The following is a 23,928-nucleotide window of genomic DNA, read 5'->3' as shown; positions in this document are numbered from 1 at the left end:
TACACTGACCAGGTGACGGAAGATGAACCCACCCGAAGGAGGGACAGTCCGTCCGACAGCGGTCAGCAAGACGGTCAATACGGTAAAATGGGACAGCCGGGAGCCGGGAGCCGGGAGCCGGGAGCCGGGAGCCGGGAGCCGGGAGCCGGGAGCCGGGAGCCGGGAGCCGGGAGCCCCTGGGACACGCTCACAGCGCTGAGGCGGGTGCTGGTGGTCGCGCGCACGCCGGCCAGCGTCAACCGGCTGTGGGATCTGCTGCCCCTCATCCTCTCCGACCACCGCATCGAGGTCACGTTCGCGGTGGACAAGGGCTCGGCGTTCTCCCACCCGCTCCCCGAGGCCCTCGCCGGCCGCGGGGCGCTGATCAAGGACTGGGCCGAGGCCGTCGCCGCCGACTACGACCTGGCACTGGCCGCCAGTGACAACGGGGAACTCCACCGGCTGCGCGCTCCCCTGATCCGGGTGCCGCACGGCGTCGGCTTCCACCGCAATGCGCCGGCCCAGCAAGGAGTCATCTCCGGGCTGCGGCCGGAAAGCCTGGTCCACGAGGGCACGATCGTGCCGGACACGCTGGTCGTGGCGCACGAAGACCAGGCCGCCACGGTCCGTGCGGTGGCCCCAGAACTGGCGTCGAGGGTGCTGGTCGCCGGCGATCCCTGCATGGACCGGATCCACGCCAGCACGCCCCGCCGCCGCAAGTACCGCGAGGCGTTGGCCGCCACCGATCGTCAGCTGATCCTGCTGTGCTCGACCTGGGGCCGATTCTCCTTGTACGGCAGCGATCCCGACCTGCCGGCCTGGATCACCGCGGCGCTGCCGGCCGATCGCTATCGGGTGGCGCTCGTGCTGCATCCGAACGTCTGGACCCGGCACGGCCCGCTCCAGATCGAGGCCTGGCTTCGTCACGCCGCCGACGCCGGCATGATCGTCGTGCCGCACGAGGAGGGGTGGCGGGCCGCCATTGTGGCCGCCGATCTCGTGATATCCGATCACGGCTCGCTGACCAGCTACTCGGTCGGCCTGCGCCGTCCCGTGGTGCTGGCGGCCGACGGCGGTCCCGAGGTCGTGGCCGAGTCGCCGATGCGCCGCCTGATCGACCGACTGCCGCGTCTCGACACCGAGAAACCCCTGCTCCCGCAGCTGGACGCTGCCATGCGGCGGGGCGACATCGCTGGCGACATCGCGGGAACGATCTTCGCTCACCCCGGTCGTTCGGCCGCACTGCTGCGGCAACGCATGTACGAGGTGCTGGGGTTGAGCGAGCCGCCGTGGAACGCCGTCGCCCGACCGCTGCCGTCGCCGCTGGTGAAGATCACCGAGCCGGAGGCGTTCGTCGTCCAGGCCGTATCAGACGCGAAAAGGCTTGTGCTGGAACGGTTTCCGGTGGTCTGGCGGGCCGAGGACCAACCCGACGGACACCTGGCGGTGCGAGCCGACGCCGCCGATCCGGAGCTGTCCGAACGCGCCGCCGTGGTGTGGTCGGACGAGCTGGAGGATCCGCGCGACCTCCTCAAGCGCTGGCCCGGGGCGCGAATCGCGATCTGCCGATCGACGCCGAACAGCTCGGTGGCCCTTCTGCGTGACGGCACGGAGGTCGAGACCGCCGGCGACGTCCCGTGCTCGGTCGCCGGCTCGGCGCTCTACTGGTGGGACGTGCACAACCGCCGCGCAGACGAACGCCTGGACATCGACGCGGGCGCGAACTCCGGCACGCTCACGCTGTCGGCAGTCCGGCCAGCACCGCGGCCGTCCGCGGGTTGACTCCCATGCCCTCATACAGTTCCACAGCCCGGGCGCGGTAGCTCCGCACGGCGGCGTCGTCCCCACGGCGCTCCGCGAGGGCGCTCAACTCGGCGAGAGCCGCAGCCCCGGGCACCGTCATTCCCGCGAGCTCGACCACCCTCGACAACGCCTGCTCGGCCTCGGCGATGTCACCCTTGGCCGACAGCGCCGCCGCCGTGCTCACGAACAGCTTGGGCAGCAGGGACTCGGAGTCAGAACCCTCGATCAGCCGCCGCGAGCGGTCGAACGCCGCGAGCGCCTCGTCGTAGCGTCCGAGCGCGGTCAACGCCCGTCCGACCATCATGCTCTGCAACGCCGTGCCGCGCTCCACCTTGAGCCGCTCGTACACCGCGAGGGAGGCCTGGAAGCTGGCCAGCGCCTCGGCCGGCTTTCCCTCGCGCAGCAACACGTTGCCGAGAAAGTCGGCGGTGGACGCGGTCAGCCGGTCATCACCCCGCGCCAGCTCCCGGGCCCGATCCAGTTCGACGTGAGCATCCGAGTACCGCTCAAGTTCCTGGTACGCCTTGGCCAGCAGGCAGCGGCACCGCACCTCGGCCGCCGAATTTCCGCTCAACCGGGCCGAACTGACCGCCATCCTGCCGGCCTCCACCCACTTGGCCAGCGGGTGCCGGGCGTCGAACAGCGGCCACAGCGCCTCGAACAGCTGCCACACCAGGTCGTGCCACTGCTGACTCTCGGCGGCTCGCATGACGGCGAGCAGGTTCGGCAGCTCACGGCTCAGCCACGCCAGCCCGGCCCCCTTCGGCAGGGTGGCCGCCACCGTGACGACGTCGTCGGTCGGCGGCGCCATCCGCATCCGGCGGGCGCCGGTCGTGGCCACGTCGGCGACGCGGGCCGAGGTCAGCCACCAGTTCGCCGCCCGGCTCAAGGCCGTCACGCGGTCCTCGTCGGAGTCCTCGGCGGCCGCCCGGCGCAGGGCGTGCAGGCGGACCAGGCGGTGCAGCCGGAACGCGTCGTCACCGAGGTCCTCGACCATGCCGGACAGCGCCAGCGCGTCCAGGTCGTCCCGGATCTCGGCCACCGGCCGCCCCGACATGGCCGCCAGCACCGCGGGGCCGAAGTGCACGCCGACGATCACGCCCATCAGGCGATAGAGGGAACGCACGCGGTCGGACATGGTCTCGTAGGCCAGGTCGAACACCGAGTAGACGTTGTCCCGGGCCGACCGCCCCGCCGCGGTGGGGTCACCGTCGACGGCGGCCAGATGCTCGACCAGCCGGCGAACACCCCACTGGGGCCGCAGCTTGAGCCAGGACGCGGCGACGTACAGCGCCAGCGGCAGCTGCCCGCAGGCCTCGACCAGCTCCCCGGCCGCCACCGGATCGGCGGCGATGCGGCCGTCCGGGCAGACAGCGGCCAGCAGCTCGATCGCGTGTTCGTCGGCCAGCGGCTCCAGCCGCATGTCGACCGCCCCGTCGACGTGCAGCTCCTCCAACGCCTCGACGCGGGCCCCGGCCACCAGCACCAGGCTCTGCGGCGAGCTCGGCAGCAGCGCCGTGACCTGCGCGGCGTCCGTGACGTCGTCGAAGACGGCGATGGCCCGCCGGTCGGCGGTCAGCGTCCGGTAGAGGTCGATCCGGCGGTCGAAGGCCACCGGGATCGCCTTGTCCGGCACGCCCAGCGCGGCCAGGAACCGACCCGCCGCGTGCGCGGGCGACGCGTCCTCGACGCCGTAGGTCACGTGCAGCGCGCCGTCCGGGAAATCACCCTTCAGAACCATCGCCGCCTGCTTCAGCAGCGCCGACTTGCCGACACCGGCCATGCCCCGCAGCGCCACCACGACGGGCCTGGTCCGGCCGTCGCGGTGGCTGCTCAAATCCCGGAGCAGCGCCAGCTCGGCGTGACGGTTGATGAACCAGTCCGGCGGCACGGGCACGAGCCACGGCACGGCCTTCGGCGCCGTGGGCTCGACGAACACGTTGAGCACGTCGATCGACCCGGCCTGCACGACGTTGTCGGCGATGCCGTCGAAGGTGTTGCTCGTGCTCTCGCCGTCCACTAGCACCCCGTCCCGATCACGAAGAACCGTGCCGATCACGGTACTGGACACCGCCGTCGTCCGCGTCGCTCGTCGGTCATCTCGGCGGGTGAAACGTGCCCTGCACGAGGTCGTGGCCCAGGGCTTGTTCTATGCCACCGGGATTGGGCCGCCACGTCGCCGATACCAGGAGGACGTCACCTCCGGATCCTCATCGGCGGGCGTGGTCTTCCGATCGGCGGCTCACGCCCGCGTGACCGCATTCCCCACGCCGGTCATCGCCGCGCCGCAGCTGAAGCCGCCGTCCACGACGAAGTCCGCGCCCGTGACGAACGAGCTCGCGTCCGAGCACAGGAAGCCGATCAGCCCGGCCACCTCGTCGGCGCGGCCGAGCCGGCGCAGCGGCGTGGCGTCGGCGAACGCCTTGCTCATCTCGACCGCACCACCTTGTCGCGCACAAGCCCCATGACGTTCACTCCTGTTGCCCGCTCACCGAGCACTGCTCGATTTGTCGCGACGCCTTGACGCGAACCGCCATCTGCGGCGGGATCTCCTACTTCACGCCGTCCACGGTCATGCCACCGAACTGGAGCACCCGCCCCGCGGGGAAAGGCAGTGTGGGCGCGGAGAGCTCGTCCAGCCGGGCCCGCTGCGCCTCGGTGAGGGTGACATCCAGCCCGGCGATGTTGGGGAGTCCCGTTCGCCACCGCCGAGCGTTACCGCCGCCCCGTGCTCGCCGACTTCGATCCGCACCGTCCCTACGACCGTAAGGGTGTCGCCCCTGTCCAGCCCGACAGCGGCGACTGGCTGGAGGCCGACAGCGGGGTCGGCGAGGACTGCCTATGGCTGTTTTGGTCGACTTCGCCACGATGAAGGGGATGGGCCGGATCTACGACCACGTCACGCCGGAGATGCGGCGACTGTTTCATCGCCACTCGCTCTTCGCACAACGCGGCAGGTCGCCGATGAAGATCATCGACGACCTGCCGCACCGGGTCGGCACATGGTGTCGAGCACCAACCCAAATGCCCGATCGGCGGCATGAACGGAAGTCGATGAACCGACTTCACATTCCGGCCCGCAAGGCCCGGGTGAGATGGTGAGGCCGTCGTGCGGCCATTTCCGATGGGCAACTCCTTCGGTAAGCGGGCCGTCTCCCTCGGTCGGGGGAAGGAGACGGCCCGCCGGAGCTCACCGGTGAGCGGCGGCCAACGTCGCTGCGGCCGACTGGTCACCGGCCGGCGGCATCAGCTTCGGGTATTCCTTCTGGAACTTGTCGATCATCGTGGCGGACGGGAGGACCCGGTTCGGGTTGCCCTGGCCCGTCGCCTGCTTCTCGCCCCAGGCGCCGGCGGCCTTGCGCTGGTCGGGGGTGCCGTGGCTGTGGAAGCAGTCACCGATGGAGGCGTCCAGGTAGGTGACCTCCTGCTGAAGGCGGGAGTTCCAGCCGAAACCCTTGGCGTGCGCGACGAAGTAGCCGCCGTAGGCGTCCGGGCCCATCTCGGAGGACTCGTTGGGCGGGTAGTTGTCGTGGGCGAAGTCGACCTGGTGGCCGTACTCGTGTCCGACCACGGCCTCCACCGAGACGTCGTCGAATCCGAGGGTGTTGACGACGTCGAGCAGCCCGTCACCGAGCGCCACGCGCTTGCCGCCGAGGCTGTCGGCCGGGGCGGAGAAGGCGTTCAGCGTGAGCAGCGGGTTGCGGCCGCCCTGCAGTGCAGGCAGTTCGAAGAGCACCTGGGTGGTGAGCGCGGCGGCGGCCTTCACCTTCGCCGGCGCGAGACCGAGGCTGAAGGTCTGCGCCATCTTCGCCTGGCTGCCGAGATCGGTGCCCTTCCAGGCGACGAGCTGGATGTTCCAGCTCTCGATGTCCCAGAAGCCACGCAGTTTGTCGATAGTGGCCGTGGCGCGCGGGGTGTACTGGCCGTCGGTGCCGAAGACCTGCGGGGACTTGTCGGACGCGACGCCCTGGACGTAGAGCTGGCTGAGCGCCGACAAGGCGGCGAACGCCTTGTTCTCCAGCGGGGTGAGCTGGGCCGCGAGCTTGTCGGCGTACGTCAGCAGCGAACCCTCGGTGCAGCCCGGGATCGGGTCCACCTTGGGCTGGAATCGGGGGCCGATCCGCGGGAGGGGCGAGTCGATGAGCGGGTCGACGCCGCGCAGCGCGCTCGCGGGCAGACCGTTGTAGAGGTCGACGACGTCCTGGTACAGCTGCGCGACGTCCTGGTCGGCGGTGGCCGGGGTGGCGGCGGCGGGAACGGCCGCGGCCAGCAGGAGTGCCGCGGCGGCGCCCGCCGCCGCTAACGTGGCGCCGAGGAATCTGGTCCGGTGTGGCAAGGTGCGTCCCCTCTACGGTTCCGGTTGAAGATCACCAAGCACCGCCACAGTAGGTCTGAAGATGGCGACGGAACCGACGCCCGCTCAAATACACTGAACTGGCCCACGTCGTTCGGAGGGTTTTCGCCGCGTGGAGATAAGCCGAAAGTACTAGACCGGGCGGTCTTGGCCGGAAACGCCCGCTCGTCGGTAGTCGCGGACGTCGACCGCGGCCGCTCGGCGGCATGAGCGGATGCCTTCATATTGCTGTGCTTGTACCGAGGCGGCGCCTGGGCATTGGCCGGCGGCGACAGTGCCCGCACAGTCCGGCGCTACGGTTGTCCGAGCTCAGTTCGCCGGGTAGGCGCGGGTTGATCCCACCCCGTCCACCTCCACCCCGCCGGCACTCGACGCCGGGCAGGATGCGGTGTGATCGCGTAGCGGCAGTTCGCCGCGATCACGCCAGTGAGGTGATCCACTGTTTGAGCCGCTCACCCTCGACGGTGATCAGGTCCTGGTCTGCCAGCGTGTTGGCCAACAGAATGGTCCCCTCGTAGGCGGCGAGCAGCGCGACTGCCAGTTGGCGGGCGTCGCCGCGGCCCATCTCGGTGAACTGACGCTCGAACCAGCCGAGAAGTCCGGCCAGCACCGCTGCCGAGTCGTCGGCCAACTCGTCAGCGCCTTTGCGCAGTTCGGTGCCGAGTGTGCCGACCGGGCAGCCGTGGGCGGTGAGCTTCTCCCGCTGGGCCATCCACGAGTCAAGCAGGGCGCACAGGCGTTGCGCGGGCGTCGGCCGCTGATCGAGCGCGGCGAAGGCCTCCTGCTGGCGTGACCGCTGGCGCTCGATCACCGCCGCCACGAGTTCGCCCTTGGTCTTGAAGTAGTAGTAGACGTTGCCCAGGGGGACGTCCGCCGCGTGCGCGATGTCGGCGAGGGACGTGCGTTCCACGCCGTGCGCGAGCATCGCCGCCTGCGCGGCGGCGATCAGGCGGTCCCGCTTGCCGGGACGCGCCACCTCAACCGGCGCCTGCGTGTCCGGGTGTGTCATGTCGCTAACTTAGCGCCCCGCCGGGCTGTGGTAGCGTGAGTTAGTCAGTTAACTAACTCACTCGGTTCGTCTGATCTCGTGGGGATGATCGCGATGACCGCTCGTGACCTTCGATTCGGCACCGTGCTGTTCGCCGGCGGTTCCCGCGCCGCCTGGCAGGACACGGCGCGCCAGGCCGAGGACCTGGGCTACGACGTGATCCTGGTAGCCGATCACATCGGCCGGCCCGCGCCGTTCCCGGCGCTGGTCTCGGCCGCGGCGGTCACCACCCGCCCCCGACTGGGCACATTCGTGCTCAACGCCGCCTTCTACCAACCCGCCCTGCTCGCCCGGGACATCGCCACCGTCGACCAACTGGTCGACGGCCGTCTCGAGGTGGGGCTCGGCGCCGGCTACGCCCGCCACGAATTCGAGGCGGCCAAGGTGCCGTTCCCCCGACCGGGCGAACGCATCGACCACCTGACAGGCACGGTGACCGAACTGCGCCGGCTGTTCGACGACGACTACCACCCGAGAACCACTCAGCGCCCAGCGCCGCCGATCATGCTGGCCGGCCAAGGAGACAAGGTCCTGACCGCCGCCGCCGGCCACGCGGACATCGTCGGCTTCAGCGGATTCAACCCCACGGTCGTGCCCACCCACGGCGACCAGGTCGACGAGAGCGCGTTGGCCGAGCGTGTCGCGTTCCTCAAGGCCGCCGCCGGTCCCCGGTTCGACTCTCTGGAGCTGAACCTGCTGCTCCAGGCAGTCGCCGCCGAGGGCGCGGAACCGAACCTCGCCTTCGCGCGGTCACTGGCGCCCGGACTTGCGGACGAGGCACTGCTGAGCAAGCCCAACGTGCTGCGCGGGTCGACGCAACAGATGGCGGAGACCGTGCATCGCTACCGCGAGACCTACGGGCTCACCTACTTCGTCGCCAACCAACTGGACATGACGTCCTTCGCCAGTGTCATGAACCGGCTGCGGTGAGACGGATGCAGGCCATTCATCGTCACGAAGGCGGACCAATGGACGAATTCGCTGCTCAGCCGTTCGCCGGCCGCACCGCGTTGATCACCGGAGCCGGCCGGGGAATCGGGCGGGAAATCGCCCTGCAACTCGCACGGGCGGGCGCGGCGCGCCTGGCACTGCTCGCGCGAACACGCGACCAACTCGTGGAGACGGCGGACCTGGTGGCCCGCGCGGGCGCCGAGCCGCTGGTGGTGCCGGTCGACCTTGCCGACAGGGCGGATCGCTCCGAGAAGATCGTGACGGTGATCGCCCAGTGGGCCACGATCGACATCCTGATCAACAATGCCGGCGTCGCCCAACCGCTGGGGCCTACTGCGGGAACCGCGCCCGTGCTGTTGCGACGGGCCGTCGACGTCAACCTGACAGCCCCGATCGAACTGGCCTCGGCGTTGCTACCCGCCATGGTGGACCAGAAGTGGGGACGCGTGGTGAACGTGTCCAGCGCGGCGGCGTCCGACGTCAGGCTGCTGGCCGGGACAAACGCGTACGTCACCACCAAGGCCGGGCTTGAGGCGCACACCCTCAACCTCGCCTTCGAGTTGGACGGCTCCGGTGTCACCGCCAATGTGTACCGACCTGGCCATGTGGACACGTCGATGAACCGGCAGTCCTATGAGGAGGCGAAAACGACCAATCCTCAGATGTTTGAGTTCATGGACCGTGCCCGGCGCGAGGGCGCGTTACTGACGCCTGCCGTGTCCGCCGCGGTCTTGCTCGCACACCTCGCGGACCGTGGGAACGGTCAGATCTGGCACGTCGACAAGACACTCTGACACCGACACTCTCGATAATGGAGCAGGACATGCGATTGACCTGGGTGGGTCACTCCGCACTCCGCGTGCAGCACGACGGCTTCACCGCCGTCATCGACCCCGGCGGCCTCAGCACGGCAGACGCCGCAGCCGACGCGGACGCGGTGCTGATCAGCCACGAACACCTCGACCACTACGACGAAACCCGAATCGCCGCCGCAGCCGCACACCCAGGCCTGCAGATCTGGACCAACACATCCGTCGCCCGACTACTCGCCGACTCCGGGGCGGCCCGGGGCGCACGCGTGCGGGTGGTCGGCCATGGCGACGTCTTCGACGTCGGCGGCCTGGAAGTGCAGGTCCACGGCGAGTGGCACGCGCCCATCCATCCGGACATCCCCCGCGTCCGCAACTCGGGATTCCTGATCGACGGCCGGCTGTTTCACCCCGGGGACGCGATGACCGACCCCGGCGTGCCGATCGACCTGCTGCTCGTTCCCCTGCACGGCTTCTACACCCGCAGCGGCGCGACCGTCGACTACATCCGGCAGCTCAAGCCCGCCCGGGTCGCCCCGATCCATGACGCGACCCTCACCACCGTCGGCCAGACCGGAGTCGACGCGTTCCTCGCCCAGAACCCGCCACCGGGACCCGGCACCGGCAGTCCCTACCAACGAGTCCCGTTAGGACAGTCCATTGAGTACTGATAGCCCGCTGCCGGCGTTACCCTACCGGTCGGCTCCCGCACGCCTCACGCTGCGACCGAAACAGGCAGGCAGCGCGGCGATCGCCCTCTTCCTCGCCGCCAACGCGACGCTGATCGCCGTGTTCTTCGGCCACACGGGAGCCCTGGCGGACCCGACAGTGTCGGTCGGCCGGCTACTCGGGCTCGGCGGCGGCCTGTTCATGGACGTGCAACTGCTGCTCGCCGCCCGCATTCCCTGGCTGGAACGCCGACTGGGCATGGACGAGCTCACCTCGTGGCATCGGCTGATCGGGTTCGGCCTGGCTTTCACCGTCCTCGGACACCTGACCTTCGTCACCATCGGCCTGGCCCGCGCTGCCGGCCGCACACCGTTGGCCGAGCTGCTCTGGATCATTCCGCCCTCCAACTACACCGGCGTGCTGCTCGGCGTGGTGGCCACCGTGCTCATCCTCCTGGCCGCCACCGTCTCCACGCGCAGGCTGCGGCGGAGGCTGTCATACGAGAAGTGGCACCTGCTCCACCTGAGCATGTACCTGGCCGCCTACGTCGCCTTCGCGCACGCGACGATCGCCGGCGACACCTTCATCGGCTCACCGGCTGCCACGACGTACTGGTCGGCGCTGTTGTGGTCGTCCATCGCCGCGATCCTGACCTTCCGGGTCGGCCTGCCGGTGCTGCGCAACCTCCGCCACCGACTCCGTGTCAGTGAGGTGGTGTCGGAGGCCGACGACGTCGTCTCCGTGCGCGTGACCGGCCGCCGTCTCGACCTGCTGCCGGCCGCGGCCGGGCAGTTCTTCGTCTGGCGGTTCCTGGCCAAGGGCCGTTGGTGGAAGGGCAATCCATTCTCCGTGTCCGAGTCGCCGGACGGTCGCTCGCTGCGGCTGACCGCGAAGGCTGTCGGCCAGGGAAGCTCGACGCTGCGCGATCTCCAGGTGGGCACGCGAGTCATCGTGGAAGGGCCCTACGGGGCGCTCACCGCCCTGCACCGCACCACGACGCGCGCGGTGCTGGTCGCCGGCGGCATCGGGATAACACCGATACTGTCGCTGCTGGCGGAGATCGGTCAGGGAGCAGTGGTCATCTACCGAGCCCGCACGCAGCACGATGTCGTGCTGCGCGACGAACTGACGGAATGGGCGCGTCGCAACGGCGCGGTGATCCACCTACTGGTCGGGCCGTCCACCGCGCCCGGCATGCGGCTGGACGCCGAACGACTGCGCGCGCTCGTGCCCGACCTGCTGGAGCGCGACGTCTACGTCTGCGGCCCACGTACGCTCACCGACGCAGTCTTCTCCGCGACCCGCGAACTCGGCGTACCCCGCCACCAGGTGCACGCTGAGCGCTTCGCGTTCGCCGACTGACAAGGACGTGTGCCGTGGTGACTGGTGAAGCCACCTCTTGCTTTTCCTGCAACACTTCCGCGCGAACATCGACGGCCGGGACCCAGCGCTGGCCGACCGATCGGCAGCCGATCAGGCCGATTTCGTGGTCGGCCTGCCATCAAGCGGCACTGGAACCCCGCCTGTCCTTTCTCTTCCATCATGGCCTTGACGCACACTGCTGAGCTGCGCGATGACAACTTCGTTGAGACGAAGTCGAGGGTGACGGTCTGAGCCGACGGAGTAAGGCGCGCGCTCGTCAAGCGGGTTGTCGTGGTAGAAGACGCCAAGTCCCAGCTGCCACGCTTCCGCGCTCCAAGCTCCGAGCTGGCTCCAGTGTCCCTGGAGCACGGACCGTGCCCGGTCGTCGGGGCTGCCATCGGTCCAGGGGCGTCAGGAACGGGCGTTCGTCCGGGCGGTGCACGCCTTTGCCTGCGAGATGAGCGAGTTCGGCTGGTTCCTCCTCACGCGGCAGCCGAAGCTCGAGTCGCGGCGTGACGATGGTGAGGCTCTATTGGGACCAGAGGTCATAAAGCACGAGGTGCTATCTAGCTGACCAGGCATTCCCCGTGCAATTGGTTTGCCGGACAGCGCTGTCATCGGCAGTGCGGACGTCAGCCGTACGACCCGCGGTGATCATCGGCTCGGAAGTGCCACCGGCGCTCGGTGCACTATGGCCAGCGTGCAGAACGTGCCCGAGAAGATCAAGGTCTGGTTTCGGTTAGTGCTCCGCGAAGGGTGGATCCCGCAGGACACGGAAGGACTGTGGGCCACGAAATTGAGTGCGGACCCGCGGCCGCGGACTTCGCCGGTGTCAAAGCTGTGCTGGCCCAGGGACAAACGCCGGGTTGGTGGCAGTACGAGGTTGGCTGCGGCACTCGTGAGTGGTGGGACGCCTGATTCCGCGGCGGCCGTTTGTTCGCCTTGAGATCAAGGGGAGCCGAGTGGGACAACGAGATCCTCCTCGGCGGTGAGTACCTCGCCATCGAAGATGGATCGCGCTGTGGCCACGGCGGCCTGGCGGTTGTTGCCTGGCCAGAAGTGGGTGAGCATGAGGCGACGGGCGCCCGCTCGCGCGGCCCACTGCGCCGCCTCCGAAGAGGCCAACAGGTTGCGGTGGACCTGCTGCAACTCGCCTGTCCGGTCTGTGGCCTCGACGATGTACAGGTCGGCGTCTCGACCGAGTTCGGCGAGTAGCGGGTCCGGGCCGGTGTCGCCGGTGTAGGCCAACGCGATCTGCTCAGCCTGCAACCGCACACCGACGTTGGGCACGTAGTGCGGAAGCAGGACGCAGCTCAGCTCGAACGGACCGACTTTGTAAGCCCCCGGCAACTCGTGGACGTCGAACACCATGCCCAGTTCGACTTCGGGCTCCAGAGCGCCGAGACGAGTCAGTACGCCTGGCGTGCAGTACAGCGGCAGCTTGCGGTGACCGCCCCCGCCGTACAAGCGCATCCGGAACAGTCCGTGCAGGTCGATGCAGTGGTCTGGGTGTTCGTGAGTGATGACAACGGCGTCCACGGCGTCGTCGGGGCAGTGCGTCAGCAGCCGCGGCAGGGTGGCGTAGCCGAGGTCAAGCACAAGGCGGAAGCCGTCCCAGTCCACCAAGAATCCGCTGCATGCCCGCCCTGGCTCCGGATATGCACCACAACCGCCGAGCACGGTGACTTGTCGCATGAGCCCAGCATCCAAGATCTGAGCCGGTCTACCGGTCCCGACACGCGCACGACTCGCTGCCTGAGAGTGCGTCGTAGTAACCCCCTTACGTATCAAGGATCGCAGGTACCACTTCACCAAGGTTGGGGAGGATCCTTTGCGAGGCAATCATATCGTGACAATCGCAGTGTGCGTGGGCGTGCTCACGCTGGCTACGGCGGGTGGGGCGGCGGCCAGTCACGGTCGGCCCTGCGGTCCGGGGGTGATGGCCAGCGGCGTCGGCAGCCTGGGCACGCCGTGGACCCTGAAGTCGAAGCACGACGACGACGGACCCGGCGGGATCTTCGTGGTCGGCGAGGAGTTCGAGATCAACACTCGGGTGGTTGGCGAGGTGTGGACGATCACCTTTGCCGACAACGGGAAGGTGTTCTTCACCGGCACCGACGTGGCCACGGCGACCGGCATCCGGGAGCTGCACCCGACCCCCAACCAGCCGGGTGTCACCCAGCACATGACCGTGCACGCCGTCGACCAGGCCACCGGAGAGGTCATCGACGGTTCGGTGGATGTCGCTCCGGTTCCCGCCTGCGGCGGCTAGCGTGAACGCCTAGGAATCATTGTCAGCCAACGGGAACAGGCTGCCGGCCCGCGCATCGGCCCGGCGTCGCAGACCAATGGCTCAGCACCCGCCGCTGGCTGGACGCCAATCCCGACGACGAGCTCGCGGCGCAGATGCGCGCGGAACTCACCGCCGCCCCGGTACACCACGCCCGATACCAACGCGAATACCTCGGCTGGGGCGTCTTCGCTCTGATGGACCGCTGACACCAGCGGCCGAGTGAGTCCCGGTGACCCGACACCGGGACTCACTCACCTCGGCATGTGGGTGTGCGTGTGTCTCGGTCTCCGGACTCCGACTCATGTGTGTTTTGCCCGTTATCACTGAGCTACGCTCCTGCGTCATGCTGGAAACGCGTCTCCACATGGATCGGATCCGGGCGGCGCGTCAGGTCATCGACGGCGCAGGCGTGCTTCCGCCATGGGCTGCATCGGTCGATGGGCGCGACCAGGATCTGTTGTGACAACAGGCCCGGCTGAGTCGATCTGGTCGACGTTCAAACACGAGGAGTACTTCCGTCGTGTCTACGCGACGAAGGCGGAACTCGTTGCCGCGGTTGACAATTGGGTCACGTTCTACAGCAGTGTGCGGCGGCACTCCGCGATCGGCTGCTCAGTCCCGACGCTTACGAGGCGTCACTGTCAGCGGCTGCCTGAACTGTGAAAGCCCCTGTCCACCGTTCGGGGTGAACCTCACGCGTCGCGGCCGTCACCGTGACAATCACGGTGACGGCCGGACGCCGAGTAGCTATGACCACGATCAGTCAATCCCGGATCGCACCCGACAGATCAACGACGCGCCGATCGCAGACGGCAAGGCTCTGCCGAGCGGGGGCCTTCCGCCCGATGTGGACGGCCACTGCCTGACTGTCAGGAGGCACTACCCGACCAGACATCGGTGATCGCTGTGGCCTTCTTGGCCGCGCCCAGCGCGGCCAATCCATAAGCGTCCTCAAGCGTTCGCAACACCGTGTAGTGGTTGATCTTCTCCGCGTACTGCCCCGACTTCACCTGCGCGCCGGCGAAGATCGTGGGGATCGAGTTGTTCCCACCGTTGTCCTCGTCCTCATCCCAGGTGATGATCAACAGGCTGTTGTGGGTCTTGGCCCACTGGAGGTACCCGTCGATGTTCTTCTTCAGCCAGGCATCGCCCTGTTGAATGGAACCGTCGTGCATGTCGTGCTGAAGGTTCGGCGTCACCCATGCCACCGTCGGCAGCTTGCCGTAGTCCGTCGGGAACGAGGTATAGGGCTGGTTGGCGGAAGCCGGGATGTCGCCGAAGTTCACCCATGGGCTGTGCTTCCGGGCGTAGTCACCCTTCTCGCAACCAGTGTAACCGGCCTGGGGCAGGCTTTCGGAGTATCCGACGAAGCTTCTCCCGCTCGCCGCGAGTTGATGGGCGATGTTGTCCGCGGCGAAGGTGTGCGGACACGAGTCGTCCTTGACGCCCTGGGTGGAGCCCGACAGCAGCGCGATGTAGTTGGGCTCACTGGGATGCGTGAGCGCGGACGACTTGGTGAACAGGGCGTACTGCTTGGCGAGAGAGTTCAGGTATGGCGCGTGGGAACTGCCGATGATGCTGTTGTATCCGCGGTTCTCCATCATGATCAGGACCGCGTGATCAAACCTCGGAACTGCCGCTGTCGTGGCGTTGCCAAGTTGGCCGGCACTCGCCGGCGCCGCGGGAACAGCCATACCCAGCCCCGCCACCGCTGCTGTCACGATCGCCGCGACCCATCGTCTTCCGTTCACCATCGGATCCTCCACGTCTCATGGTTGTACGCGACACCCCAGTGGCTTCCCGAACAAAGCCAATGTCCACAGTTGACTGCCGCAACCGAGAGGCGCTCGGCACGGCAGCCTGTTGCCCGGCGGACCGCGTAGTAAACGATTCAATACTTGTGACGACACAAGGAACTACTTCTCCTCGCGCCGATCGGGGGCGTTCCCCTGGAACCGCCAACCGTCCGTCGCACCCGCGACCTTTTTTAGTTAGGAAACTTTCCTAACTACTTCAATATATCGGCACGGCCGGTCACCCAGCAAGGGCGGACCGGGGTGGAACGATCCAGCCCGCAGTCCGCGTGGCGATGCCGTCCACCGAAGACAGTTCAACCATTGGCCCGGCAACGGGTGATCACGGCGCGAACCGGCCGGAGGTGTTCTGAGCCGTCCACTCCACCGAGACTGTCGGCAACCTCGGTTTCCGAGCCGAACGACGTGCGTCACCTCGATCGTCGGGCTGTCCGCGGTCGGCGCCGCCGCGATCCTCGCCGAGACCGGCGACCCCACCCGATTCACCACCGCCCGCGCGCTGGTCAAACACGCCTGCCCGGCCCCACGCGAACGGTCCTCGGGCACCTTCACCGGCCGCACCAAACTCACCGGTCAAGGCCGACCCAACCTGCGCTTGGCGGCCTGGCGCGTCGTCTGGGCCGCACGACATGCCAACCCCGTCTACGCGGCCCGCTACCAGCACCTGACCACTCGGGAGACCAACACGCTCACCGCGCCGCAGGCCCAGGCCGCGATCACCGCGGCCATCCTGCGTCACCTGCACGCGGTGATCACCTCCGGGCAACGCTGGGACCCGCAGACCGCGACCCACGGCACCAGTTCATCCGCACCACGTTCCCGCGCCGCCCAGTCACTTTGTGGCGGCCGTCAAGCAGACGGTCGGGGCGAGCCCCACGCGGCATTGAGACACACCATGATCTCGCCTCTCATCACGGGCAGCCCCGCCCGTCGTCGTACCAACCCGATTACACGCTGCTGGGGCCAATCCCATTACCGCTATGCGGGGACCGACGACGGACGAGGCAGCGACCATCTGCTTGACACAGACCGCCTTACGCTGATGAGAGGATGGTCCGGACGTCCGCTAAGCGCACACTGGTTGCGAGCTGGTGTCCTGTCTCAGCCGACCTGATGCGAGCGCGGCCAGTCTGACGCGGCGTCAGAGACGATGGCTGGTGTGGGTGAACTCCACAGTGGACAGCATCGACGTCTCCGACGGGTTCGTCCGCTGCCGGCCGAAGACCAGGACCTTCGCCGGTTCGACGGCGAAGACCGCGACGTCGTCGTGGCCGCCCTGCCGGAACCCGTTGTCGGTCGCCTCGTAAACCCAGTTGCCGTCCCACTTCCGCAGCCACGCCGCGGCGAGCCGGACGAGCGTCGGGCGGTCCGTGACGCGCCGGGCCACGCCCTCGACGACCACGTCGAGGGCATCGTCCCAGGTGTTGCGTCCCGTGGTCAGCACGACGTTCGGGTTCGCCGTGAGGTTGAGATACTTCTGTTCGCCGGCGCCGGTGCTGAAGTGGACCGCCCCATCCAGCCACACCGCGACCAGCGGTGTCACGTGCGGCCGGCCGTCGGCGCGGACGGTCGTGAGCCAGCTGATCTGGGCCTCTTCCAGCGCCCGCGCGGTTTCGGCCCAGCCGGTGGCCTCGGTGCCGGGATCGCTGAACCGTTCGTCGAGCCGGGTTTCCATCGTCACTCCGTTCGGTCGGCCACGGATGCCGCGTAGGCGGCGTCGAGGCGCTCGGCGACGGTCGGGCCGTCCGGCGCCTCCCCGCGGCGGGTGCCGAGGTGAGTCTCGCGCAGTTCGTCCATGAAGGCTTCCCACAGCGGGGGACCGCCGGCGGTGAGCACGTCCGCGCGGGCCGCGTAGGCGTCGGCCACGGGCAGGTGCCGCACCCCCCAGGCGCTGAGCTGCACGAGCACCGGGACGAGGTCGATCGCGCGTTCGGTCAGGCTGTAGGTGACCTTCTGCTTGTGCGACGCGTCCCCGGCCCGGCTGAGCAGCCCGTGCTCGACGAGCGCGGCCAGCCGGTCGGCCAGCACGTTCGACGAGATCCGTTCCTCACCGCCGAGCAGCTCCCGGAAGTGCCGCGCCCCGCCGAAAACGACGTCACGCAGAACGAGCAGCGTCCACCGGTCACCGAGGATCTCCAGCGACAGGTTGATCGGACACCGCGACCGCGCTTCCTTCACCGCTCTCACCTCGAAACTGGTTGCGTTACGAGAGCGGTATTACCCCAGAACGACCGGCGGTAAACCGGGAGCAGCCAGCCGGCGCAGGACGGCGGCCGGAGCTTTGAGTCGTCGGCGCTCAGGCGTACCTGGGCGCCGACTGGGTCCCCGGCGCCGCGCCGGTCGACCGAGCCTCAGTCCCTGCTTCTGCCGGCACCACAATCGATGAGACAGACCGACAGGAGGGCTCCCAATGCAACTGAGTCCGCGCAGGTCAGATGGAGGGCAGCGGCATCATGTTCGGCGAGACCGGACAGCTGGCTGGGGTGCTGCTGAGCCAGCCGGTACGCAATTCCGGTTCTGCGCCGTGGTGGGGCACTGACGTGCCAGAATCCGCGAATGCCGGCCGAAGACACGCGTGCGCATTCCCGGACCAGATCGGACCGGCTCACGCCGTGGGGCTGGCGCCGGGCCACCGTGCGCGCCGGCCTCTGCCTGCTGACCACGCTGCTGGCCTGCGGACTGATCGGGATCGGCGCGACCAGCGCCAGCGGCGTCGTGCAGGTCTTCTCGTTCATCCTGGGCGTGCTCGGCGGGGCGAGCGCGGCCAGTGCCGCGATCGTGCTCACCCGACGGATCTGGCCACTGCTCCCGACCGTGCTGGCCACCTGGTTCTGCATGGCCATGATCGGCCTGAGCTCGCTGTGGTACCTGGCCGACCACGGCACGCGCATCACCACCACGGTGGTGTCCACCAGCTGCGAACACGCCAAGGGCGGCGGCCTGGCCTGCACAGCCCGACTACGCCGGCCGGACGGCTCGCTGATCGGCGACCCGGTAGCGGTGGACGACAGGCCGGACCCCGGTGAACACGTGGACGTCGTTGAGGACCCGGCCGGTCTGCTCGCCCCCAGGCTCGGTGACCACGTCGATCCGGCGGACATCCCGGTGATCAGGGTGCTGCTGATCGTCTCGATCGGCCTGCTCGTCGCGCTGTGGGGCGTTTTCGGGGTAGTCGGCGAGCGCACCCGCTCATCGAAGGCGGCCGCGTGTTCCGCGAGGCATGGCTCGCCGGCGTGATCAAGCACTTCCCCGGCGAGCCCGAGCCCGGCTACGTCACCCCTTGGGAAGACACCCAGGACTGGGAAAAAGCCGCTGCGGTCGTGGTCTACGAGCAGGTCCGCACCTTCCTCGGCGTCACCGCCGGCAACGCCGCCAAGCTCAGCCGCACCCAGAAGGGCCAGTTCGTCGCGGCCTGCTGGACCGGCCAGGTGTACCACCACTTCGCCGACCCCAAGCCGTCCTACGTCGCCGAGTGGAACGCCCTGCCCGAGTGGTGGCAGGAGACCAACGCCGACGTCTTCGAACACATCGAGAAGCACGACGACACCGCTCGGTAAGCGGACACCGAGGCAAGCCATTGTCTCCACCGCGACTTGTCGCCAAGCACACGGCTGCGGACGCGGTTCGGCTCAGCGGCGGCTCGGCGGTTCGAACAGCAGCCGCACGAGACGACCCCGCTGGAACACCGCGATCGAGGACAACAGGCCGGCCTTCGCATCGCGCCCCCGTTGGGCGGCGGCGCCATCCTCACTCAGGAGCCACTCCGCCAGCAGGTCGGGCAACGCGAAGCGGAGCTGAAAGGCCCGGGAACCGTCCGCCGGGACGATCACCCAGTCACCGGCCACCGTTCGGCGTGAAGCGAACCTGATGTCGACTCGCACGTCGCTGCCGTGGCGGTCGACGTACCTGCTGAGCGCCGCCGGGTCGGACGGGCGCAGCACCAGCACGAACGGGGCGGCGGGGAACCCCAGCACCAGATTCTGGTTCGCGACCGCGGCCAACGACGCCAGGACGGCGCCGAGCCCGCCGCTGGGGAGCATGTCCCGCTCCTCAATGGCGGGCGTGATCTGCGCGGCCAGACGAGCCAGCTCTTCGACCCGCGGAGCCCCCTGATCCGCCCCGCGACGAAGGAGATCGTCGTCCGCTGTCCACGTGCCCAGCACCAGCCGCGCGGCGGTCCGCAGCTGCCCGAGCGGGAACGACCGCACGTCCGCTTCACCGGCGAGCCGCCGCACGTCGCCGGCAAGTGCCGTGACGGCGCGTCTGAGCTCCCCGAAATCGGCGCCGGACAGGTCGACCAATGAGATCTGCTGGGCCAGGGCGTAGCGCTGCGCGGGCCTGGTGAAGCCCGAGGTGGAAAACAGCGCGTACCGATAGTGGTGCCGTCGGAGCGGGATGTCGCGGACACCTTCGGACGAGTAGTGCTCGTTGACGTCGTGCAGGACCCCGTGCGCGTTGCGGACGTCGAGGAGGGATCCTCGGTCCCTCTCACGGAACTTGGCCTCCACGAAGATCCGGAGCGGCAGGGAGAACGGCGTCGGCAGCATCAGCTCGCCCAGCACGTCCGCCTGGTGGTCGGCGCCTCGACCACGGACCAGGAGGCCGTGCTTGCCCCGGACCAGCGCGTCCGGATCCTGCCGTTCGGACACCAGCAGCCGGTAGCCGCTGTCGTACAGCAGCCGGGCCAGCACCTCTTCCAGCAGGTATCCCCGCAACGCCGCGACGGTGATCACGGCCGCCCACCTGCCGTCATCGGACTCCCCTTCGCATGTGTGCGGCGCCCGCCACGGTCACGATCTCACGTGACGCGGCTCAGGACGGGCGTTCTCATCGGACTCCACTCGAGCGGGGCGGATATTCAAGTATGGGGGCACATACGGCGCCGCACGTATATACATGACAGCCGGAAGCGCTCGATCAAACGAATATTCCACCACCACCAAAGACGACCGTTTATCGCAACGCAATCGGCTCCACGCCGATGCGCCGACCGGTCGGACATCACACGATGCAGTGAACATCGACAGCCACCAGCGGATCGGAGTCCCGCATTTGCGGGACCACTACTGCATTAGGGTGACCAGGAGGACTGAACCCTAAAGGCCGCCGCCGTCAACCGTTTATCGCCGTCCGCCGCCCACTCAGCGAGAGGCGAGAATTTTCGGGCAATCGAGCGATCACGCCGACATTCGGCCATATAGAGTCCACCCGTCATGCCTATCGAGCGATTTTGTGCCGACGTGACAAAGGCGTGGGATCCCGACCTCACCGAGACCCCACGCCACACCGCTGATCCGCCCCGAACAGGAGAAGAACCAGCATGCCCAGGATAGTGGCCAACCATGCCGAGCCTCCAGAGGAGAACGAGGGCGAACGGGTGCCCGGCGTCGCTCGATCGAGTCGACCGGACCGGGTTCTCGTCATCGTCTGGTCCAACCCCGCCCCGGTCGCCCGGGACAACCGGCAGCCCGGACAGCCCGGGCCGAGGCTGGCCGGTTCCGAATTGCGTCCCCGCGGTGGCCGGCACCGGCGACCGAGCCCGCCGAGCACCCTCGTCGCCTTGACCTGGCGGCTTCTGGGCAACCGGCGGCGTTTTGGCCGTGTGCTGAAACTGGTGGTCCTGGTCGTCGGCCTGACGGTGCTCGGCGGGTGCGCCATCCTCGCGACCTTGTTCCTCACCGGTGGCGACGTGCTTACGCACATGGCCAACGTCGCGACCATCGCGGTCATGAGGTCCTGCGGACGCTAGACACCGCACTCGGTCACTGAAGCCTGGCGGCTCAGTGCCGAACGCGGTCATTCAGGGGGCGGCGGCTGCGCCCGGCCGCCCCCTGCCCGCAGGGTCACACCGGCACGGAGCAGGAGCAGTCGTGCGGCGCCGTAGGAACAGCCGATCTCCGAGGCGACCTCGCGAATGCTGGCGCCCTGCTCATAGCGACGACGCCAATCCGCCGCGCCGCTGGTCGGCACCGCGGACTGTGCTTGAAGATGTTCTCCGGCGGCGCGAAGAACACCGCGCAGCACCCGCTCGCCGAGGCCGGTGTCCTGCCGCAACATCATCACTGACACCCCTCGCCGGTAACGGCCGACGATCGCCTGGCGCAGCTCGTCGTCGGCGTATCCGACGCAGTCGACATCGTCGCCGCGGGCGCCGGCCTCTCGGAGCATGCGCCGCACGACACTGGGCCGCCGATCGAAGGCCTCCGCGAGAGTCAGCACGGACAACCGGTCGTCCTCGAAGGCCCGCTTGAGCCACCGGGCAAATCCTTCCCGTCGCCGACCACGGATCCGCTTGTCGCTCGGCCGCTCGCTCACTGTCGCCACCCCGTCGCTCGTCCTCTGGTGCGACGGCCGACGCCGGGCGGCATGACGAATCCGGGCCCACGACCGATCGGGTGAACTCCGCAGTGCGCCGCGGCACATACCCGAACGTGGGTTGCGCCGTGAATATACAGCGCGCACGCTTATACATAGTTGACTGAGGGCAACGAGCACAACTGGGGGTCGGGGATGCACAGCTATGATCCATTCGCCGTGACCAGCGAGTTTGCCGCAAACGGCTGGCAGAAGCCGCAGCTCTGCGGCGACGACGGCGGAAATTGCGTGGAGATCAACCGTTCACTGCCGGGGCTCGTCGGAGTCCGGGACTCGAAGTTGACAGCGTCGCCGACGTTGGTGTTCACCGAGGCGGAGTGGTCGGCTCTACTGCGGTCCGAACACGGCGCCTAACACGCCGCACTCTCGACGTCACCACTCTTCCAGGTGATGATGATCGGGAAGTGAATGCTGTGGAGTGACCCTACGCTCGACCGGCTGGTCCGCTCTCGGCAGAATTTAACTGTCAGTGCTTCTCCACTGTTCTAATGTGTGCCGACTGCGGTACACGAGTGAACGGTGGAGTCGTAGGTGAGCACAGCCGGCATCGGGCCGCTCGTCCAGCTCGGTCACCTGTGTCGCGAGGCCCGCGAGTGCAGCGGGCCGGACGGCACACTGATGAACCAGACCGAGCTGGGCAAGCGGGTCGGCGTCAACCAGGTGAAGATCTCTCGCCTGGAGAGCGGCGACGCCATCGGGGACAAGGACCTGTGGGACCGGATCCGGAAGCAACTGAAGCTCACCGACGACATGTCGCGGCGCATGGAGGAATTGCGGGTGCTGGGCCAGGTGGGCGTGCCGGGCAAGATCAGGACCGCGGACATGGCCGACTACCTCAAGAAGCTGGTCAAGCTGGAGCAGAGCGCGACGGAGATCCAGTGCGTGCACGAGCTCCGCATCCCGGGGCCGCTGCAGTCCAACCACTTCTGCTACGCGATGCTGGGTTCCGCCGGCCGCGTCGACGTCGCCCCGGCCGCCCTGCTGCGCCGCCAGCGCCGGCAGCTGTTCGGGTCGGAGCACCTACGCGGATACCACTGCGTGATCTACGAGGAGGCCTTCAAGGTCAGCGCGGATCAGCTGGGTCCAGAGGCGGTCCTGGACCAGATCCAGTTCTTCCTCGACCTGTTGCGCGGCAAAGCCACCGACCTGGTGCTGGACGGCCGAACGAAGATCCGACTGCTGGCCCGCGAGGGGCGCAAGCCCTACATGGCCGGCGACGCCACGATTCTCAAGTTCGGCGGGCGTCAGCCCGACCAGCTCTACATCGAGCACTGGGGCGGCGGCGACTATTTCCAGGCGAAGGGCAAACTCCAGCGCGCGACCGACCGCTGGGAGACGCTGCTCCCGTACGTCCTCGACCTCGACGGCACCATCGATCTGCTGCGCCAGCTGTACGAGGAGTACAAGGCCTGAGTGCGATCCATCACCGGCTGACCCACCGCGCTCGACCCACCACGACACCTCACGCACCGAAAGGATCATGCTGTGACGCTACACCAGCCGGAACGGTTCCTCCCTCAGGGCGCCGACCTGACCCACCCGAGTGTGGCTCGCGTGTACGACTGGTACCTCGGCGGCACGAACAACTGGGCGATCGACCGCGAGTTCGGCAAGCGCGTCTGCGAGCGCGTCCCGCTGATCAAGGACATCGCCCGGGCCAACCGGCAGTTCCTGTTCCGCGCGGTCCGGCACCTCATGGCCATGGGCGTGCGGCAGTTCATCGACATCGGCGCCGGCCTGCCGACGATGCGCCCGACGCACGAGGTGGCCGACGAGGTCGAGCCCGGAGTCAGCAAGGTCATCTACGTCGACCACGAGCCCGTCGCCGTCGCCGAGTCACAGGTCTTGCTGCAGAGCAAGGGAGATCCGCTCCGTCACGCCGCGCTCAACGGAGACCTGCGGGCGCCGGACCGGCTCTGGGCGCAGATCGAGGACCTGGGCATCATCGACTTCACCGAGCCGGTCGCGCTGTTGCTGATCGCCGTGTTGCACGTCGAGCAAACCGACGAAGGCGGGCGTGACCTCGGACAGGAAGCGGTAGCCCGGTATCGCGCGCTGTTGCCGTCCGGGTCGTACCTCGTGATCTCGCACATCAGCGACGAGGACGTGCCCGCCGACATGGTCGCTCAGCTCGTCGAGCTGAAGGCGATGTACGACAAGAGCAGCAGTCGCGTCATCTGGCGGTCGCGCCAACAGGTGCGGGAGTTGTTCGGCGACTTCGAACTGATCGAGCCGGGCCTGCAATGGACGCCGGACTGGCATCCCGAGGACGCGGACCCCCAAGCCGAGCCCATCTCCTTCGCAACCCCCGCGCACTCGGTCATCCGCGCCGCTGCGGCCCGCAAGCCGTAACCGCCGCGGCCCGCCAGAATCTTGGTGAGATCACGTCACTGACAGAACAGCGTGTACACGAACAAATTGGTGCACGAAAAGCGCATCCTGACGCGTCATCGCGACATGAGCGATCTGTC

24 protein-coding genes and 1 pseudogene are annotated in these 23,928 nt (G+C 68.2%); 15 read left to right on the top strand and 10 right to left on the bottom strand.

The window, feature by feature from the left end; translation table 11 throughout:
- Window positions 1-204 precede the first annotated feature (204 nt).
- Window positions 205-1,761 (top strand): hypothetical protein, encoded by a 1,557-nt coding sequence (locus AB0M73_RS03335; RefSeq protein ID WP_363886222.1) that lies wholly within the window; start codon window positions 205-207, stop codon window positions 1,759-1,761.
- Here AB0M73_RS03335 and AB0M73_RS03330 read toward each other — a convergent pair.
- Window positions 1,715-3,853: a tetratricopeptide repeat protein gene (locus AB0M73_RS03330; RefSeq protein WP_363886220.1), complete on the bottom strand. Its 2,139-nt coding sequence runs from the start codon at window positions 3,851-3,853 to the stop codon at window positions 1,715-1,717. The genes AB0M73_RS03335 and AB0M73_RS03330 overlap by 47 nt on opposite strands.
- Window positions 3,854-4,024: 171 nt before the next feature.
- Window positions 4,025-4,219: pseudogene (locus AB0M73_RS03325) on the bottom strand (SDR family oxidoreductase); the annotation flags it as partial.
- Between the two features lie 404 nt (window positions 4,220-4,623).
- Between AB0M73_RS03325 and AB0M73_RS03320 the strand changes: the two are divergent.
- Window positions 4,624-4,884 (top strand): hypothetical protein, encoded by a 261-nt coding sequence (locus tag AB0M73_RS03320; RefSeq protein ID WP_363886218.1) that lies wholly within the window; start codon window positions 4,624-4,626, stop codon window positions 4,882-4,884.
- An 88-nt stretch (window positions 4,885-4,972) separates the two neighbouring features.
- Here the strand turns inward: AB0M73_RS03320 and AB0M73_RS03315 are convergent, their stop codons facing one another.
- Window positions 4,973-6,118 (bottom strand): hypothetical protein, encoded by a 1,146-nt coding sequence (locus AB0M73_RS03315; RefSeq protein ID WP_363886217.1) that lies wholly within the window; start codon window positions 6,116-6,118, stop codon window positions 4,973-4,975.
- A 436-nt stretch (window positions 6,119-6,554) separates the two neighbouring features.
- A complete protein-coding gene (locus AB0M73_RS03310; RefSeq protein WP_363886214.1) occupies window positions 6,555-7,145 on the bottom strand; it encodes a TetR/AcrR family transcriptional regulator in 591 nt (196 codons plus the stop codon).
- A gap of 93 nt (window positions 7,146-7,238) precedes the next feature.
- Between AB0M73_RS03310 and AB0M73_RS03305 the strand changes: the two genes are divergently transcribed.
- Genes AB0M73_RS03305 through AB0M73_RS03290 form a run of 4 tightly spaced genes read left to right on the top strand, consistent with a single transcriptional unit; the run spans window position 7,239 to window position 10,975 of the window.
- Entirely contained in the window at window positions 7,239-8,114 is an 876-nt protein-coding gene (locus AB0M73_RS03305) for a TIGR03621 family F420-dependent LLM class oxidoreductase (protein WP_363886212.1), read from the top strand.
- 38 nt (window positions 8,115-8,152) lie between these two features.
- Window positions 8,153-8,929, top strand: coding sequence for an SDR family oxidoreductase (locus tag AB0M73_RS03300; protein ID WP_363886209.1), 777 nt, complete (start codon window positions 8,153-8,155; stop codon window positions 8,927-8,929).
- 29 nt (window positions 8,930-8,958) lie between these two features.
- Entirely contained in the window at window positions 8,959-9,615 is a 657-nt protein-coding gene (locus tag AB0M73_RS03295; RefSeq protein ID WP_363886207.1) for an MBL fold metallo-hydrolase, read from the top strand.
- Window positions 9,605-10,975: a ferredoxin reductase family protein gene (locus tag AB0M73_RS03290; protein WP_363886205.1), complete on the top strand. Its 1,371-nt coding sequence runs from the start codon at window positions 9,605-9,607 to the stop codon at window positions 10,973-10,975. The genes AB0M73_RS03295 and AB0M73_RS03290 overlap by 11 nt, the downstream gene beginning before the upstream one ends.
- A 948-nt stretch (window positions 10,976-11,923) precedes the next feature.
- Here the strand turns inward: AB0M73_RS03290 and AB0M73_RS03285 are convergent.
- Window positions 11,924-12,670, bottom strand: a complete 747-nt coding sequence (locus tag AB0M73_RS03285; protein ID WP_363886203.1) for an MBL fold metallo-hydrolase — start codon at window positions 12,668-12,670, stop codon at window positions 11,924-11,926.
- Window positions 12,671-12,824: 154 nt separating this feature from the next.
- Here AB0M73_RS03285 and AB0M73_RS03280 point away from each other — a divergent pair, with 154 nt between their 5' ends.
- Complete coding sequence (locus AB0M73_RS03280; RefSeq protein ID WP_363886200.1) at window positions 12,825-13,247, top strand: hypothetical protein; 423 nt, start codon at window positions 12,825-12,827, stop codon at window positions 13,245-13,247.
- Window positions 13,248-13,688: 441 nt separating this feature from the next.
- Window positions 13,689-13,931, top strand: coding sequence for an integrase core domain-containing protein (locus tag AB0M73_RS03275; protein WP_363886198.1), 243 nt, complete (start codon window positions 13,689-13,691; stop codon window positions 13,929-13,931).
- Window positions 13,932-14,137: 206 nt separating this feature from the next.
- Here the strand turns inward: AB0M73_RS03275 and AB0M73_RS03270 are convergent, their stop codons facing one another.
- Window positions 14,138-15,034 (bottom strand): alkaline phosphatase family protein, encoded by an 897-nt coding sequence (locus AB0M73_RS03270; RefSeq protein ID WP_363886195.1) that lies wholly within the window; start codon window positions 15,032-15,034, stop codon window positions 14,138-14,140.
- Between the two features lie 397 nt (window positions 15,035-15,431).
- Here AB0M73_RS03270 and AB0M73_RS03265 point away from each other — a divergent pair, with 397 nt between their 5' ends.
- A complete protein-coding gene (locus AB0M73_RS03265) occupies window positions 15,432-16,196 on the top strand; it encodes an IS110 family transposase (protein WP_363886306.1) in 765 nt (254 codons plus the stop codon).
- Window positions 16,197-16,223: 27 nt separating this feature from the next.
- Here AB0M73_RS03265 and AB0M73_RS03260 read toward each other — a convergent pair whose 3' ends face one another.
- The gene (locus tag AB0M73_RS03260) at window positions 16,224-16,757 is read right to left on the bottom strand and encodes a pyridoxamine 5'-phosphate oxidase family protein (RefSeq protein ID WP_363886192.1); all 534 of its coding nucleotides are present in this window, start codon (window positions 16,755-16,757) and stop codon (window positions 16,224-16,226) included.
- A 2-nt stretch (window positions 16,758-16,759) separates the two neighbouring features.
- The gene (locus AB0M73_RS03255; protein ID WP_363886190.1) at window positions 16,760-17,260 is read right to left on the bottom strand and encodes a helix-turn-helix domain-containing protein; all 501 of its coding nucleotides are present in this window, start codon (window positions 17,258-17,260) and stop codon (window positions 16,760-16,762) included.
- A 378-nt stretch (window positions 17,261-17,638) separates the two neighbouring features.
- Here AB0M73_RS03255 and AB0M73_RS03250 point away from each other — a divergent pair, with 378 nt between their 5' ends.
- Window positions 17,639-18,319, top strand: coding sequence for a hypothetical protein (locus AB0M73_RS03250; protein WP_363886188.1), 681 nt, complete (start codon window positions 17,639-17,641; stop codon window positions 18,317-18,319).
- Complete coding sequence (locus tag AB0M73_RS03245; protein WP_363886186.1) at window positions 18,289-18,639, top strand: hypothetical protein; 351 nt, start codon at window positions 18,289-18,291, stop codon at window positions 18,637-18,639. Before AB0M73_RS03250 ends, AB0M73_RS03245 begins: the two co-directional genes overlap by 31 nt.
- Before the next feature lie 72 nt (window positions 18,640-18,711).
- On the opposite strand, the gene AB0M73_RS03240 is transcribed toward AB0M73_RS03245, so the two are convergent.
- Entirely contained in the window at window positions 18,712-19,815 is a 1,104-nt protein-coding gene (locus AB0M73_RS03240; protein WP_363886184.1) for a hypothetical protein, read from the bottom strand.
- Window positions 19,816-20,402: 587 nt separating this feature from the next.
- On the opposite strand from AB0M73_RS03240, the gene AB0M73_RS03235 reads away from it, so the two are divergent.
- A complete protein-coding gene (locus AB0M73_RS03235; RefSeq protein ID WP_363886181.1) occupies window positions 20,403-20,831 on the top strand; it encodes a hypothetical protein in 429 nt (142 codons plus the stop codon).
- A 47-nt stretch (window positions 20,832-20,878) separates the two neighbouring features.
- On the opposite strand, the gene AB0M73_RS03230 is transcribed toward AB0M73_RS03235, so the two are convergent.
- Window positions 20,879-21,397: a helix-turn-helix domain-containing protein gene (locus AB0M73_RS03230; RefSeq protein ID WP_363886179.1), complete on the bottom strand. Its 519-nt coding sequence runs from the start codon at window positions 21,395-21,397 to the stop codon at window positions 20,879-20,881.
- Between the two features lie 219 nt (window positions 21,398-21,616).
- Between AB0M73_RS03230 and AB0M73_RS03225 the strand changes: the two genes are divergently transcribed.
- From AB0M73_RS03225 to AB0M73_RS03215, 3 genes are all read left to right on the top strand, one after another.
- On the top strand, window positions 21,617-21,811 hold the full coding sequence (locus tag AB0M73_RS03225) for a DUF397 domain-containing protein (RefSeq protein WP_363886176.1): 195 nt from the start codon (window positions 21,617-21,619) through the stop codon (window positions 21,809-21,811).
- A gap of 177 nt (window positions 21,812-21,988) precedes the next feature.
- The gene (locus tag AB0M73_RS03220; RefSeq protein ID WP_363886174.1) at window positions 21,989-22,870 is read left to right on the top strand and encodes a Scr1 family TA system antitoxin-like transcriptional regulator; all 882 of its coding nucleotides are present in this window, start codon (window positions 21,989-21,991) and stop codon (window positions 22,868-22,870) included.
- 72 nt (window positions 22,871-22,942) lie between these two features.
- Complete coding sequence (locus AB0M73_RS03215) at window positions 22,943-23,809, top strand: SAM-dependent methyltransferase (RefSeq protein WP_363886171.1); 867 nt, start codon at window positions 22,943-22,945, stop codon at window positions 23,807-23,809.
- The last annotated feature ends 119 nt before the right edge of the window (window positions 23,810-23,928 follow it).

It is taken from the genome of Kutzneria sp. NPDC051319 (genome assembly GCF_040682195.1).
Lineage (GTDB): Bacteria > Actinomycetota > Actinomycetes > Mycobacteriales > Pseudonocardiaceae > Kutzneria.
The sequence above is the reverse complement of the archived record's forward strand: the minus strand, read 5'-3'. Positions and strand labels throughout refer to the sequence as shown.